The 15,119-nt window shown below is 68.5% G+C and carries 10 protein-coding genes and 3 pseudogenes; 4 read left to right on the plus strand and 9 right to left on the minus strand.

The window, feature by feature from the left end; all coding sequences use genetic code 11:
* Positions 1 to 13: 13 nt before the first annotated feature.
* The 3 genes and pseudogenes from QFZ64_RS10760 to QFZ64_RS10770 form a co-directional block, all read left to right on the plus strand.
* The gene (locus tag QFZ64_RS10760; protein ID WP_307064658.1) at positions 14 to 838 is read left to right on the plus strand and encodes a DUF1684 domain-containing protein; all 825 of its coding nucleotides are present in this window, start codon (positions 14 to 16) and stop codon (positions 836 to 838) included.
* 251 nt (positions 839 to 1,089) lie between these two features.
* The gene (locus QFZ64_RS10765; RefSeq protein WP_307064659.1) at positions 1,090 to 1,407 is read left to right on the plus strand and encodes a hypothetical protein; all 318 of its coding nucleotides are present in this window, start codon (positions 1,090 to 1,092) and stop codon (positions 1,405 to 1,407) included.
* Between the two features lie 54 nt (positions 1,408 to 1,461).
* Positions 1,462 to 2,027, plus strand: a pseudogene (locus tag QFZ64_RS10770) (3'-5' exonuclease); the annotation flags it as partial.
* A 13-nt stretch (positions 2,028 to 2,040) separates the two neighbouring features.
* On the opposite strand, the gene QFZ64_RS10775 reads toward QFZ64_RS10770, so the two are convergent.
* The 7 genes and pseudogenes from QFZ64_RS10775 to QFZ64_RS10805 form a co-directional block, all read right to left on the minus strand.
* The gene (locus QFZ64_RS10775; protein ID WP_307064661.1) at positions 2,041 to 3,738 is read right to left on the minus strand and encodes an N-6 DNA methylase; all 1,698 of its coding nucleotides are present in this window, start codon (positions 3,736 to 3,738) and stop codon (positions 2,041 to 2,043) included.
* A 540-nt stretch (positions 3,739 to 4,278) separates the two neighbouring features.
* Positions 4,279 to 5,622, minus strand: coding sequence for a polysialyltransferase family glycosyltransferase (locus QFZ64_RS10780; RefSeq protein ID WP_307071648.1), 1,344 nt, complete (start codon positions 5,620 to 5,622; stop codon positions 4,279 to 4,281).
* Positions 5,623 to 6,408: 786 nt separating this feature from the next.
* Positions 6,409 to 6,753: pseudogene (locus QFZ64_RS10785) on the minus strand (glycosyltransferase family 2 protein); the annotation flags it as partial.
* 417 nt (positions 6,754 to 7,170) lie between these two features.
* Positions 7,171 to 7,976, minus strand: a pseudogene (locus QFZ64_RS10790) (transposase family protein).
* A gap of 117 nt (positions 7,977 to 8,093) precedes the next feature.
* Entirely contained in the window at positions 8,094 to 8,465 is a 372-nt protein-coding gene (locus QFZ64_RS10795; RefSeq protein WP_307064662.1) for a YbaB/EbfC family nucleoid-associated protein, read from the minus strand.
* 37 nt (positions 8,466 to 8,502) lie between these two features.
* Positions 8,503 to 9,333: a ricin-type beta-trefoil lectin domain protein gene (locus tag QFZ64_RS10800; RefSeq protein ID WP_307064663.1), complete on the minus strand. Its 831-nt coding sequence runs from the start codon at positions 9,331 to 9,333 to the stop codon at positions 8,503 to 8,505.
* Between the two features lie 267 nt (positions 9,334 to 9,600).
* Positions 9,601 to 10,494, minus strand: a complete 894-nt coding sequence (locus QFZ64_RS10805; protein WP_307064664.1) for an AraC family transcriptional regulator — start codon at positions 10,492 to 10,494, stop codon at positions 9,601 to 9,603.
* Between the two features lie 543 nt (positions 10,495 to 11,037).
* Between QFZ64_RS10805 and QFZ64_RS10810 the strand changes: the two genes are divergently transcribed.
* Entirely contained in the window at positions 11,038 to 11,553 is a 516-nt protein-coding gene (locus QFZ64_RS10810; protein ID WP_307064665.1) for a sigma-70 family RNA polymerase sigma factor, read from the plus strand.
* A gap of 94 nt (positions 11,554 to 11,647) precedes the next feature.
* Here QFZ64_RS10810 and QFZ64_RS10815 read toward each other — a convergent pair whose 3' ends face one another.
* Positions 11,648 to 13,072: a hypothetical protein gene (locus QFZ64_RS10815; RefSeq protein ID WP_307064666.1), complete on the minus strand. Its 1,425-nt coding sequence runs from the start codon at positions 13,070 to 13,072 to the stop codon at positions 11,648 to 11,650.
* A 128-nt stretch (positions 13,073 to 13,200) separates the two neighbouring features.
* Complete coding sequence (locus QFZ64_RS10820; protein WP_307064667.1) at positions 13,201 to 15,108, minus strand: non-ribosomal peptide synthetase; 1,908 nt, start codon at positions 15,106 to 15,108, stop codon at positions 13,201 to 13,203.
* Between the last annotated feature and the right edge of the window lie 11 nt (positions 15,109 to 15,119).

Here is a 15,119-nt window from a genome sequence, read left to right on the forward strand (position 1 = left end):
AGGGAGATCGCCCATGACCACCGAGGCCGCCACCACTGACCTCCACGCCTTCACCAAGAGCTGGCTGGAGTGGCACCGCGCCAAAGAGGCCCGGCTCGCCGCCCCGCACGGGTTCCTGGCGATCACCGGTCTGCACTGGCTCGACGACCGGCCCCAACGCTTCCCGGACGCGCCCGGCGCGTGGCGCACCGGCCCCGGGGGCGTCGTCGTGGACCTCGACGAGGGCGAGGAACTCGTCGTCGACGGGGCGCCGGTGAGCGGCGAGCACCGCTTCGGCGTGCTTCCCGAGCGCGGCGGCGTGGACGCCGTCTGGAAGGACGCCGTCATCGAGGTCGCCAGGCGCGGCGGCCAGGACATCGTGCGCCCCCGGCACCCGGACGCCCCGCTGCGCACGGCCTTCGCCGGGACGCCCGCCTACGCCCCCGACCCACGCTGGGCCGTGACGGGCCGCTACGTCCCGTTCGACACTCCGCGGCCGACCACCGTGGGCGCCGCCGTCGAGGGCCTCGAGCATGTCTACGACGCCCCGGGCAGGGTCGAGTTCGAGCTGGACGGGCGCCCGCTGTCGCTGACCGCTTTCCCCGGCCACGGGGCGGGCCGGCTACTGGTGCTGTTCACCGACGCGACCTCGGGTGTCACCACCTACGCCGCCAACCGGTCCCTGACCCTCGATCCGCCCGCCGCCGACGGCACGGTCGTCCTGGACTTCAACCGGGCCGCCAATCTGCCGTGCGCCTACACGGACCTGGCCACCTGCCCGCTGCCCCCGGCCGAGAACCGGCTGCCGGTGGCGGTCGAGGCCGGTCAGAAGATCCCCCGCGAGCGCGGCGGCTCCTGAGCCGGACCCACTCCCGGCCCGGCGGGAACACCGACGCTCTGCGCAAGCGCGATCCCCCGTGACCGGGGCGAATCCACCGGTCGTCGGCCACGTGTCACCGGAATCGTAGAGCGCCCGACTCGTCCGTCCCCCGAGAGACCGAACGCCCGCGGCTCACCTGAGCCTATGCCGCTCGCATGTTCGTTGACAACGTCAACGTCTAGCCTGGGGAGCGCTCTCGCAGGCATCGTCCCTCTGCCGGAAGGTCACCCGTGCCGCAGCCCGAACGCCTCCCCGGAACGCCCGAGTTCCTCATCAAGCTGCCGCAGGACGGTGCCGAGGCGCGGGGGTACCTGCTGGTCCCGTTCGGCGGCAACGGGACGAACAAGTTCCTGTTACGGGAGGGCTCGCTCGTGACCGCGCAGGAGTGGCCGAGGCCCGGCGCCTACGCCCGCCGGGTGCGGGCGGAACTGCGGGCGGAGGGCGCGCCCGTGGACGTACCGGCCGCCCCGGGTGCCGTCCAGGATGCGTCGGCAGTCCCCAGGGCGCGCCCGGCGGGGCGCAGAACGCGCCCGCCCGCTGGAGGGTGACCCGGGACGTCGAGTGCAACTCCTCCTCGGCCGCCGCCGCGCTGGTGTACGGGCCTGGCCTGGTCGGCCCGGCTCCTCGCGCCGGTCACCGTCGAGGCGCTGGAGGGCGAGGGCGGCACGGACACCCTCGCCGGACACCGCTCGCTGCTGCACGGGCGGCGTCCCCAGGCGCAGGGGTACGCGACCCGGCAGGGGGAGACCGAGGCCCTGTTGGAGCGGGTCAGAGGGCTGCTCGACGGGGGGTGGCACCGCATGAGATCGGCGTGTGCGCCCGCTTCAACCTCTCCCTGGACGCGGCCGAGGAGAAGCTGAGGGCGGCGGGCGTCCCGGTGACGCGGGTCAAGGGGCAGATCGCGCCGGGCGCGGAGGGCGTACGGCTGGCGACGATGCACGCGATGAAGGTGCTGGAGTTCCGCGCGGTCAACGTCCTCGGGGTCACCGAGGGCACCGTTCCGTTCACCCGCGAGATCACGCCGCGCGAGGCGGACCCGTTGCCGCACGACGCCGACCTGCCGCGCGAACGGTGCCTGCTCTTCGTCGCCTGCACCCGGGCCCGTGAGGCACTGAGCGTGACGTGGAGCGGCACCCGGAGCCCGTTCCCGCCGGCGGCCACGGCCTGACCGGGCCGCCCGCTCAGTCCTGCGGCGGCTCCGGGGCCTCCGGCGACTCTGTGGACTCCGGCGGCGGGGCCAGGGCGCCCGTGGCGATGCCCTCGCGCACGACCTCGGCGAGCCGCCGGCTCAACTCACCGATCTCGCGCGCCCCTTCCTCGAACGCGGACAGCGCGCGGAAGGCGGAGCCGTACCGGCGCTGCTCGTCGATGGTCATGCGGGGGATGCGCGAGCCCCTGCCGTCGAGCCGGTAGGTGCCGCTGGCGGTCGTGGAGCGGCGGGTGTTGGAGGAGCTGCGCAGGAACCCCTGGAGGTAGTCGGTGTCGAGCTGTTCGCTGGCCGACACCGGCACGGGGCCGTCGTAACGGACGAGCCCGGCGCGGGCGAGGTCCGCGACGCTGGTCATGGCGCCGTCCAGGGAGCCCGGTCCGCCGCCCGCCGCGAGGTCGGGCAGGACGGCGGCGAGCCGGCGGATCCTGTCGTCCAACTCCGCGCGCAGGGTGGCGTACTCGCCCGCGTAGTCGCGTTCCCGGGGCCGTAGGTGGCTGCCGGGGGTCAGGTCGACGAGGTCGTCGAGGAGGTCGATGAGGGGCACCTCGGCGACCTGGTCGGGGCTCGGTTCGAGGCTGCCGTCGGGGCTGTTGCCGGTCAGGTCGACCATGCGCACCGTCTGGTGGGTGTCGGTGCGTGCCGTGCTCTCGGGGCGCCGCAGGCACCACAGGTGGACGGGCAGGGCGTGCGAGGTCGCCGTCCCGGGCGGCAGGGCGACCACCTGGCGCACGATGCCCCGGCGGACGAGCTCGGAGCGGATGCGGCGGCCCGCCTTGCGGTAGGCGACCGAGGCGGGCATGACCATGAGGACGTCGCCGCCGGGCTCCGTGTGCGCGTAGGCGTGCTGGAGCCAGGCGAGTTCGCCCTCGGCCTTGGACGGGGTGCCGAGTTCCCAGCGGGAGTCGAGCAGCAGCTCCTCCCGTCCCCACTCGGTCACACCGGCCGGCGGATCGCAGACCACCAGCCGCGCCCTGAGGTCCGGCCACGCGTCCGCGCGCAGCGAGTCGCCCGCCTCGACGCGCACGCCCGACCGGCCCAGGAGTTCGGCACGCGACTGCGCGAACCGGGCGCTGTCCGGGTCCAGTTCCTGCCCGTGACACCGCGTCCCGTTCTCCGGGGCGACGGCCAGCAGCAGTACCCCGATCCCGCAGGCGGGGTCGAAGACCGTGGCGCCGGCGGGCAGTTCGGGGGCGAAGTGACGCACGGCCCGCACGACACGTTCGGACGTCACCTGATCCGACCCCGCACGCCGGGCGGAGTCCAGCAGCCGTTCCGTCAACCCGTTCACGAGATCGACGGGCGTCTCGGTCCGCACCAACTCCCGCACCCGCCCGGCAATCTCGTCGGGCAGTTCCGCCCCGCTGTCCCCGCCGAGCGCCGCGGCCACCGCCGCCAGCCCCGTGACCATCTGCTCCCCGTACACGGCCCGCAGGGTCTGCCAGAGCTCGACCTCGGGCGACACCTCCTGCCCCTTGCGCTGCCTGTCCAGCCATGCCTGGACCTCGGAGAGCGCGAAGAGCGGACTGTTGGCGGCGCCTCCCGCCGGCGCGGGGAAGTCGTCGTACCGCCTACGCCAGTTGGAGACGGCGGCCCGGGTGACCCCGGCCAACCGAGCGATCTCGGAACCGGTGACGAGGGGCCCGGCCGAGGAAGCGGAATCGTCCGTCATGATTCCAGCGTACACGGGCAGCCGATTTCGACTTGAGTCAGTATGCGTCGACATCGTTCACGCACGCATGTCCACACTTTCTGTGTATTTCGCTGTTCCCCGTCCCTTCCTCCCCGCGGTCGGCACGGCCGGTGTCCGACTGCCGAAGTCCTACCGGACTGGGCAAGTGACAGGAGTCGCCTTCAACAAGGTTGAGCCCGTGATCCCGGTACGGGACCTCGACACCGCCCTGGACCGCTACCGCCGGCTGGGCTTCACGGCGCACGCCTACGAGGGCCCGTGCGGGCGGGTGCCCGAGAGCCCGTGCGGGCGGGTGTCCCGCACGGGACTCATGCGGGCGGGTGCACGCACAGGGGCTTGTGCGGGCGGGTGTACACCGGCTTCGGGCGGGTGTACGTCGACTTCGGGCGAGTGCACCTCGGGTTCGGGCGGGTGCGCGTCGGCGGCCTCGTGCGGCAGGTCGCCGCTGTGGCCGGCCGCCGGGTGCCGGGCCACCGGACCGCCGAGCCGCCGCGCGTACCCCGTGTCCGGGCCCGGTCGTCAGGACCGGGACGCCGTCTCGCTGCGGCCGCGTGTGAGTACCTGTCGCAGCAGGGGTTCGCGCCGCTTCCGGCCGCCGGGCAGGTCCAGCTCGGTCAGCCGCTCGGTGGCGAAGTACGCGGCGTACCGTTCCTCCCCCTCGGCACCCGGGTCGCCGGCGTCCTGCGCCAGCAGCAGTTCGGCGTCGGCGCGCAGCCAGGGGTACCGGACCGGCTGCATGCCGTACCCGACCGCCCCCACCAGCGGCTGGAGGGTCGGCGGGGCTTCCGGCAGCCGGGCCGCGGCCCCGGCTTCGAGGTCGGGGACGACGTGGTCGACGATCACCAGCGGCACGCGGTTGCTGTTCTCGTACGGCGTCAGCTGCCGCAGCACCGCCCTGGTGCCGACGCGGGCGGTGGGGATGCCGTAGTACGCCGAGGCCGTGAGCATCGCGGTGGAGAAGCAGCCGACCACCAGTTCCAGCGGCAGATGCGCGTAGAAGACCTCGGCGAGCAGCGTGCCGCGCAGCGTCGTCAGCCGTACTCCGGCCGCGGCGGCCTCGCGCTCGAGGGCCTCGCCGTAACGTACCGGCGCGGTGGGGTGCGGCTTGAAGACCACCGAGCGGTGACCGGCCGCGGCGGCGCCGCGCAGCATCCGCACGTGCAGGTCCTCCTCCTCCTCGGCGGTGAGGATGTTCAGCGCGGCCAGGTACTGGCCGAGCAGCAGCGCGGTCGGCGCCGCCTCGGCCGCCCGCACCACCTCCGGGTCGTCGGCGGCGGCCCGGGACAGGTCGGCCAGCACCGCGCGGAAGGCGTCGTCCGGGACGAGTTCGGCCGCGACGCCGAACTCCGAGAGCAGCAGCGGGCGCAGCCCCGGCACCAGGTCGAGGTGGAGAAGCCGCTGGACCCGGACGGCGACGGAGTGCGGCGGCTCGTCGCGGGTCGGTCCGTAGCTCATCAGGCCGTCGGCGTACACGTGCACCGGGGCGCCGGCGAACACGGCGGCGAGGCTGCGGGCCGGGCTGACCTGGATCGACTCCACCACGAGCGTCACGGGTCCGGCGCCGAGTTCCCACCGGGTGCGCAGGACCCGCTCCCACAGGTCCGTGTCCTCCGGACGGGGCCGCCAGCCGCCCGGGTGGTGCGGGGCGATGGCCTCGTTCCAGTCCTCGACCTGGTCGAAGCGGGCGGCGACCGTCGAGAAGCCCGTCATCTCGGACATGGGCGGCGCCACCTCGGGGACGGCCGCGTTGTTGGTGAGCAGCAGCACCCGCCGGGCCTCGCCGGCGGGACCGAACTGGCCGGCGTCCAGGGCGGCGGCCAGGGTGGCGGCGCCGTACAGGGTGGATGCCTGGAAGACCTGCACCGGCTGCGACCCGGCCTCGGTCCCGGACCGGCCGGTGGAGTCCGCGGAGCGGGGGGCGGTGACGGTGAGGGTGCCGGTGCCGGTGCCGGTAGGAAGGGCCGGGGCGTCCGTGGTGCGCGGCGTGCGGAAGACCGGGGGCCCGACCACCACGGGGGCCGTGCGCCCCGGGCGGGCCTCTCCCGTGTCACGCAGGCGGCGCAGCAGCGTGCTCCGGGGGGTGTCCATCGTCGCCAGGATCTCGTCGAGGACGTCCCCGGGCATCCGGTGCAGCGCGGCTGTCGACTCGGCCTTGAGCTGCTTGGCCACCGCACTCTCGTACTGGCCGGCCTTGCCCATGTGGAAGGCGATCATCGCGCAGTAGGTGCGGACCGCCTTCGGCATGAAGCGGTCGCCCTCCGGGTCGGCGGCGACTTCCCTGAGGACGGTGTCGTAGGCGGGTATGAAGTCCAGTTGGCGCGTGTCGGAGATCTGGGTCAACGACGTTCCCACGCCCCGCCGGTAGAAGGCCCCGTGCAGTCCCAGTGCCGCGTAACTGCGGGCCCGCAGATGCAGCCGCCACACCCACAGGCGGTCCTCGGCGGTGCGCAGCCGCGTCTCGAACCGGCCCTCGCCGTTCTCGAAGAGCCGGGAGCTGTAGATGCCGAACGGCACGAAGGGGTAGTCCACCATGGTGGACATGTGGGCGGGCGCGATGCCGTCGCGCGGGTCCATCACGACGTCCCGCAGCCGGGCCGGGGCGTACCGGATCTGCCGCTTGCGGCCCGTGGCCAGCACATGGTCGGTGCGGGCGAAGTCGCAGCCGAGGCGGGTCATGCGGTCGACCATGGCGCGCAGATGGCCCGGGGCGTACCAGTCGTCGCCGTCCAGGAAGGTCACGTAGTCGCCGGTCGCCTCGTCCAGCCCGGTGTTGCGGGCCTGGGCCACGCCCTGGTTGGTCTCGTGATGGATCACCCGGGCGTTCGGCAGCGTGCCGGCCATGTCGTCGAGGATCTGCCCGGTGCGGTCGGTCGAGCGGTCGTCGATCAGCAGGAACTCGAACTCGGGGTCCGCGTTGACAGCCAGACTGCGCACCGTTTCCGCCACATAGGCCTCGACATCATGGCACGGGACGACAACGGAAAGCTTCGGCATGTGCGGATCCCCCCGGGGTCACATTCAGGAACCCGTGCATGCTATCCATTTGCCAAGTCTTTCCATGTCCCGGAAATGAACAGCCACCGACATGAAGGTGAACAACCGTGTGCGAGGCGCCGATGGCCGGCGGCTGTCCGCCGACTTCGCCGTCACCGTCTCCGTCAGGCACCCCGGAAGCCCCGCCGATGAAGACTTCGACGGGACCGCTTTCCGGTGCGAACGCCGGCACCGAACTCGGTCGGTTCAGCAGGGTACGAGGGTGACACAACGGTTTGCCGATATCCTGCAGGGCCTCATGGACAACCGTGGACTGTCGCCCCGGGCTGTCAGCCGCGCATCAGCATGAGCCGAATCGACCATTCTGCAATTGCTTGGCGCGAGCGTTCCACCGTCACCGGAAACAGTGAACCTCTTTCATCCTGCGTATTCGCAGGTGAGGAGGGTGTGGACTGCTGCGATCACTCTGCCGATGCGGTTGGTGGAGCATCGGGCTTGACGTAGCAGTCGCCAGGACTTGAGGCGGGCGAAGGCGCGTTCGCCCGGAGCGCGGAGACGGGCGTGGTCGCGGTTGTACTGCTGGTAGTGCTCCGGCAGTTCGCGGTGGCCGTAGTAGGGGGTGCGGACGGTGGCGCCGGCGCCTTGGTAGGCGCGATCGGCCAGGACGAGGATCTGGCGGGTGAGACAGGCCTGGACGATGCCGTGAGCACGGGCTGCGGTCAGGTCATGGGTGCGTCCCGGCGTTGCCCGCGAAAACCACAGAGGCGTGCCGTCCGGACGCGTGATGACCTGGACGTTCATGCCGTGCTTCTTGTGCTTTTGCGAGTAGTACGGCTCATCGGCCGCGATCCGGCCGGTGGGGATCAGTGTCCCGTCGACGATGACGAAGTCGCCTTCGCCCAGACCGACGAGGGCTTCGTGCAGGCCCGGTGCCCACGCCGCCAGCACCTCCACGGTCTCACCGACGTAGCGCCAGGCTGTCGCTTCCGACACTCCGAAACCGGCGGCCACCTGTGCGAGGGTCTCGTTCTTCCGCAGGTGGGCCAGCACCAGCAAGGCTTGCTTGAAGCACCCCAACTTCCGCCAGCGCGTGCGAAGTTCATGCCTTCGGGCGTAGATGAGCCACGCAACGTGCTCAACCAGCTCATACGGGACGTCGAGCATGGAAGGATACGGAACCAACGAAGCCCCCCGGCCGATGGCGTGCTGAGTGAGATCACCACACCAACGACGAGGGGCTTCGCCATGTCACACCACCTGACCAGCCCATTTCATCCTCACGGCACAGGATGAAAGAGGTTCACTGATCGCCTACACCACGACAAGGGACATGACCGCGTTCAGCTTGCCCCGGTTCCCGAGCGAGAGGAGACGTTGGCGCGTATGTTCTTCTGGATCGTGCCGGCAATAGTGGGCAGCAGCTCCTGCATCGCGGATTCCTGGGCGGCCAGCGTCGCCTCTCTGATCGCGGTGATCAGCAGAGAGGAAAGGTTGTCGGTGTCCTCCGGGTCAGCAGCCTCCTCGGCGATAATCACTTCCCGCAAGCGTCCGGACCCGTCGACAATGGCACGCACCGCACCCCCACCGCACGATCCTTCGAACCTTTTCTCGATCAATTCCTGCTGTGTTGCGAGCAGACTGGCCTGCGTCTGGCGTATCTGCTCCATGAACGCCTGCATGTTGGGGCGGTGTGAGCCCAAAGATGCTGTCATGCCTGAACTCCTGCCTATCGAGGGACGTACCAAGAGATCAGACCACGTGCCACTTCTGATTGTCCGTCCCGGCACAGGTGTACAACTGAAGACGAGTTCCGTTGGCCGTGCCGTGATCCTTGGCGTCCACGCACTTGTCGGCCAGAACGTTCACCAGATCACCAGCTTGTTCGAAGCGCCACCGCTGGCCGGCACTGCCGTTGCAGGTATAGACATCGACCGCGGTGCCGTTGGCTGTCGAGCCCCCCACCAGCCCCATGCACTTGCCGAGTGAGCGAATGGTACCGTCCGAGTAGAAAGTCCATTGCTGGTTGCCGTTATTACCGCAGTCGAACAGTTGAAGCGGCGTGCGATCAGGGGCGCTGTAGATCCGGTCGGTGACATCGATGCAGCGGTTGGACGGGTTGCCAACGATGCGATACCGCGGGACGCCTGAGTCGTCATTTCGGGTCTGCCCGCCGGACGACTTCTTTCTCTGCTGGGAACCTGAGCCGGAAGTCCCTTCCTGGGACCGCCCGCCACCGGTCCCAGTTGAACCGTCAGCGGCACGAGAGGCGCTTGGCGCAGCAGACTCACTGGCCGTTCGGGACCCGACCGGCCCGGATTTCCCAGCGACACTCGGACGGCCCTTGCCACTGCTGCCCGGAAGAACCACAACACTCTCGCCTCCGGAGCCACGGGACCGGCCCTTTCCATGGCCTCCGGCGGAGGGCCCGACGTCGATCACGGTAGGCTTCGAGGTTGCCACCCCTCGCAGTTGTCGTTCCCGCTTGGCCTCGGCGACCTGCTGCTCCTTGTTCTTCTCACGCTGGTGATTGACAAGAGCACCGATGCCGACTATTCCGACGGCCATGACGGTGATCGCCAATACGGCCGTGAGAGCGCGAGCCGGCATGCTGCGCGTGTCCCGGTCTCCCCGCCGGCGAGCGCTGGATGCGAACCCCTTGGCGAAACCCGGTATACCAGGCCGCTTGGACTCCGTCTGCGTAGGTTCTCCCACTGTCTTTTTTCCTTTCTGGATCGATGTGTGGGATAAATATGCGAGCACTGCATGGCCAGGATTGAAGAAGTCATCCGCGACATCGACAAGCCGGCCGGTGCATGATCACGGGCGATCGAGGAGTGGTCTACGCCATTATTTCTCCGCACGGGGCATACACGTCGTGAACTTAATTTTGTCCCGACTTGGCGGCACACCGAAATGACGCCGGTACTCGCGACTGAACTGGGAGGGACTTTCATATCCCACGCGATACCCAATGTGTGCGATATCCTTCGGATGTGCCGCCAGAAGCAATCTCGCCTCATGGAGCCTGATGTGCTTCTGGAACTGTATGGGGCTCATCCGGGTGACCGCCTGGAAGTTTCGATGCAAGGCCGAAATGCTCATACCCGCCAAGTCCGCCAGAGTGCTCACCTGAAAGGGCTCCCTGTAATTCTCCCGTATCCATTGCACTACTTTGGAAATATGGGAGAGCTTACTGTCGGCCAAGCCGATCTGGCGAATGGTGGCCCCTTGCGGACCCGTAATCAGATGCCACAAGAGTTCTCGCCTGACAAGAGGCGCGAGTATTTCCCGGTCCCTCGGTCGATCTAGCAATCTCAGCAGCCGCACAGCCGCGTCGATCAATTCGTCGGGGGCGCCGGTGACAGCCACTGCCGACGGCGGCTCGGTGTCCGCCTCCGGAAAACTCCCCGGCGGCGCCTGCAACATCACCTCGGCTATTTCGGTCGGCCGCAGGCGGAGACCGAGACAGAGCGCCGGGTGCTCCGGCTTGACACCCATGAAGTGACCTGTGACAGGCACGTCGGCGGACGTGACCAGGTACTGCCCGGCCCGGAGCTCATAGATGAATTCACCCAACGCGAGTCGCTTGTCACCCTGGGCGATCAGCTCCATGATCAATCCAGTCATGGACGACTCTAAAGCTTGTGACTCGGCACGGACGATCAACACGTCCTCGATGCAAGTCTTTCCGTCGGCCTGAGCATGCCGGGCCAGTAACGCTCGAAGTTCAACCAGCGACATACACAGATTGAAACATCGCGACGGAGGAATAGTCCATTCCGACTCGCCACCGAGGCCTAAAAAGAAGGATCATGCAAGGCTCCGCAATTTTTAGGCAAGCCGATATCAAGGTTACTCAACCGTAGGTGACTTGACGTGCATGACAGAAAGCGGGGAGCTCACCCTGTCACTCCCCCGGGAAAACGACATACTGCACTCCTCGGTCGACGTCGGCAGACCATAAAGCGACCACCTGCTGTTCTGGCAGCACAGTCCAGAGTGATCTGGCGAGGATCGTGCAATCATGTGCCAATTCTGGGCAAGGTTGAACTGCGGGCGAGTTGCTTCAATGTAGTGGGGCTCGTAGGGCTCGCGCCTTGGGTCCGCCGAGTCAGTACGCAGCGCGCAACCTCGAAAAGTCAGACACTTGACCACTGGCGAGCGGCGTCCGGACCTACACACTCCGATCGACTCGAGCGCGCATCCGTACACGGACGCCGCCGGCGGCCTCGGCAGCCCCGTCCACTCACATGTCACCGCAAAGACGTCACTAAGAACCGGACAATGAATTCACTCGCCACAGCGACCTCGTACACCACCCGCCGTGACCAATTGCTGCACAGGTTGGTATCCGACCACACCGAAGCCCTGTTGGCCTACACCGAGGCTTTCCTCAACGACAAGTATGCGGCCGAGGACGTCGTCCAGGAAACCTTCATTCGGGCCTGGGCGCATGCGGAGCGCCTGTACAGCACCAAGGGTTCGGTGCGCGGATGGCTGCTCACCGTGGCCCGGAATCTTGTCATTGACCGGATGCGCAGCGCTACTTCTCGCCACGAGATCCTCGACGGCGACGCGGAGGTCTTGCTGCCGGACCACTGTACCGCCGTCCTCACTGCCATCGAGATGACGGAATTACTGCGCCATCTGCCGCGGCAACATCGAGAAGTCCTCCTGCATACATATTTCTGCGGCAGGACCGTACAGCAGACGGCCCGCATTCTGGGAATACCACCCGGAACCGTGAAATCTCGACGGCATTACGCACTTCGCCGCCTGCGCGCCATGACCGGGACATAACACGACGGCGACCACCTCTCCGTGTGGGCCCACCGCGTTCCGCATCACGTCCAAGGAGGTGCCATCCGCACAGGGGACACGGAATTTTCACCGCCTACTCGAACCGAACTGCGACCCGGTCCGGCGTCGGCACCCCCGGTCCGCTACCTGATCCATTCCGGCAGAGGACCGCGGCATAAGCAGCTCCCCCGGCTACATTCACCACGGACGAACCCGAGTCGCACCTCACGCCACGACAGGCTGCCCCGCCGAAACCGTGGGCGCCGGTGAACACACCCCAGACGACGGACCAGGGATTCGTTTCCCCCTTCTCATCGGGGAACAGTTCGGGTCGTGTCCGAATCCGGCGCTGAATGACATACGGTCCGTTCAGCGCGGCGGTCAGGTGCGATCGCCAGGCCTCCTCCGTGGTGTCCGCGTCCCAGCCGAGGACGACGCCCGAACCCGCGGTGAGAGACGTGGGCTTGAGTACCAGGTCCTCCCGGTTCTGCAGGGCGTAGTCGAGGAGGTCGACGCGTCGGCCGTCCTCCAGCCCCGTCGGACCGGGACGCATCATGCGGGTCCAGGGAAGGAGACGGTCGATGCCGGCGAGCTCGTCCTCGCTGAAAAGGTGCCGATTACGATCGTCCGAGAGCATGGCGAGTGCTCCCTTGCTGGCATACAGATCGCTGTCCAGCGGCGTGAAAATTTTCACCTGGCCTTTTTCGACGGCCCCCAGAAGGGGGTCCAACAGTGCGGGGGCGCCCGGTGATTCCAAAAGGTCCTCGATCAGGAAGGTACGCAGCACGACGTCGATCACCCGGTCGTCGTGCCACACCCTTCCCTCTCTGTAGACGAGCTGCCCGAGATGACACGGTCGTACGTCCAGGCCGAGTTCACGCAGCCGGTCGCAGTACGCCCGCAGATACGGGGAGAGCGAGAGATAACTGGAGGGCCAGTCGACCATCGCCACGACCGGGCTCTCGTTCCCCTCCCACCCGGTTTCGCTGCGCAGATTGCGGATTTCCTCACGCATGGTGTCCACGTAGCCGAGATGGTGCTCCTCAGCGAACTCCCGCAGCAGTGGGTGGTCCAGAAGGGCCCGGCACAGTTCGGCGTTGTCCCGGCCGCCGAGCGCGCTGTTGAGGTTGAACTCCATGAGACGGAAGCCCGCAGGGCTCGCGCACAGATCGGCCCGGCCCTGCCGACTCACCGAAGTGCCCCTGCTGCGCAGTGCCGCCGAGACTTGGACGTCTGTCAGGCCCACAGCCTTGCCGAAGGCAGCGACATCCCCTCCGTAGGCGCGGTCGGGTAGCGCGGTGAGAGCTTCGTACAGGCTGTCCAGATCCGCCATGAGACGGCTCAGACACGACTGTTCCAGGAACAGGGGGCGGGACAGGAACCGTACTCCCTCGTCAGCACCGTAGTAACTGTTGAGGAGATCGGCCTCCGTCACCCCTTCGAGCAGCTCTGACGAGGTCACGGAGTGGGCCCGTACGACGTCGAGAAAGGCGTCGGTGACCACGGAGTCGGCGCCCATTTCCTGGTGCCTCCTTCTCTGTCGTTCTTGTTCCATATCGGCACACTGGGAGCAGTGGTGTTCGGCATTCGAGATTCCGGACGAAGCGTCACAAGGTGAGCAGCTACCGTTGAGGCCTCGCTGCGGCCTCACGGCACAGACACTGCTTCGCAGGAGTGGGCCCGTTGTCCATGGTGCGCGTCGACGTCACGGACGGAGTCGATCAGTACGGCCAGGGCTCCCAGATCGGGTTGCCGCATGGCACGAGCGGCGCGGAGTGTGACGCCGAACTCCCCCTGGACGGCGGCGAGCAGCCGCGCGAAAGCCAGGGACGTACCACCTCTGTCCGCGAAGCTGTCACTCAGTTCCAGGACAGGCACATCCAGCAGGCGCCGACATATATCGAGCAGACGTCCGGCGGTGTCTCCAAGGCCGTCGGCGGCGGACTGCACGTCTGCCACCGCCCGTGTGTGGGACGCGGCCAGAGCCGCTCGGTCGACCTTGCCGTTGGCGTTGAGAGGGAAGGCGTCGACGAAGTGCACGTGGGAGGGGACAGCCTGCTCGACGAGGTGCCGGCGCGCGGTGCGCAGAAGGGTGCCGGCGTCGCGCGGCACCCCGTCCGCCATCCGCACGAATGCCGCGAGGAACTGGGCGCCGCCGGCCCCGCTCACGGGAATCACTACAGCGTTACGGACCCCGGCATGGCGCTCCAGCGCTGTCTCGACCTCGACCGGTTCGACGCGCACGCCGCTGATCTTGACCTGGTCGTCCATGCGCCCGAGGAAGAGGAGTTCTCCGTCGATGTCCATACATGCGCGGTCGCCGGTGCGGTACAGGCGGATCGGTCCGGTGTGCGCGGTGGGTGCGGCGGTGAAGAAGCGCTCGGCTGTCCGGTCGGGGTCCGTGTAGCCGATGGCCAGGCAGGATCCCCCGATCAGCACCTCGCCCGCCTCGCCCACCGGGACGGGCCGCCCTCCGGGATCCGCGATGAGCACCATGGCGCCGTCACGCGGCGTACCGATGGGTATCACCGCGTCGCGCGGTGCGCCCGGCCTCAGGTGGTGCGCCGTGGTCACGACGGTGGCCTCGGCCGGTCCGTAGATGTTGTGGACCTGCACGGCAACGCCTGCCGGTGGCCTGGTCCGCATGCGGTCGCCGCCGATGGTGAGGTGCCGCAGTGCCAGGTCCGCGGGCCAGGAGGCAGCGCAGACAAGTTCGGACAGCGGCGTGGGCAGGAAGGAGCTGGTGATGCTCGCGGTCTGCCACCACTCGAGGAGTTCGGCCGCTGACTGGCGAGCACCGGCGGGTGCGACGCACAGAGTCGCACCGGAGCACAGGGACGCCCACATTTCCGCCTGGTGAACATCGAAGGTGGTGCCGAGCAGCAGACTGACCCGGTCGCCGGGGGCGAGTTCATGCATGTGGCAGTACCAGCGGACGAGTTCGGCCAGCGCGGGTCCCGCGAGCAGGACCACTTTGGGCCTGCCGGTCGTGCCGGAGGTGGTCACCGCGGAGAATGGCTCGGGGCTGCCCGGTCCCGCACTTGTGGGTCGTGGTGCGGGCTCGGGGCGGACGATCGGGGTCAAAGCCGTTTCGGCGCGCCCGAGGCCTGCGGGAACTCCCACGCTCCAGCCGGGCAAGGGGGAGACGAGGGTGTCGGCGAGGAGACAGTTCACACCGTTGGCGTCGACGAGTTCGGCAAGCCGCCCAGCTGCTGGGTTCGGTCCCAACGGCCAGTAGACGGCACCGAGCCGAGCGAGCGCCACGGCCGCGGCGATCAGGCCGGGAGACCGGTCCAGGCACAGACCGACCAGGTCCGCGCGCCCTACCTTGCCCGCCAGGGCCTCGGCGACGCGCTTCGCTGCGGTGTCGATGTCGGCGTAGCTCCACGCCTCGTCGCCGGCCAGGACAGCCACGGCCTCCGGCTGCCGTTCCACCCAGGCCTCGAACCACGCGAGCAGCGTGTCGCCCGGCGCGGGTGCCGCTCCTGACCGTCCTCCCCAAAGGATGCTCAGTTCCGGATGCCGGCCCGGAGAGATCGTATCCGCAGTGTTCATGTCATGTTTCC

Source organism: Streptomyces sp. B3I8 (genome assembly GCF_030816915.1).
GTDB lineage: Bacteria > Actinomycetota > Actinomycetes > Streptomycetales > Streptomycetaceae > Streptomyces.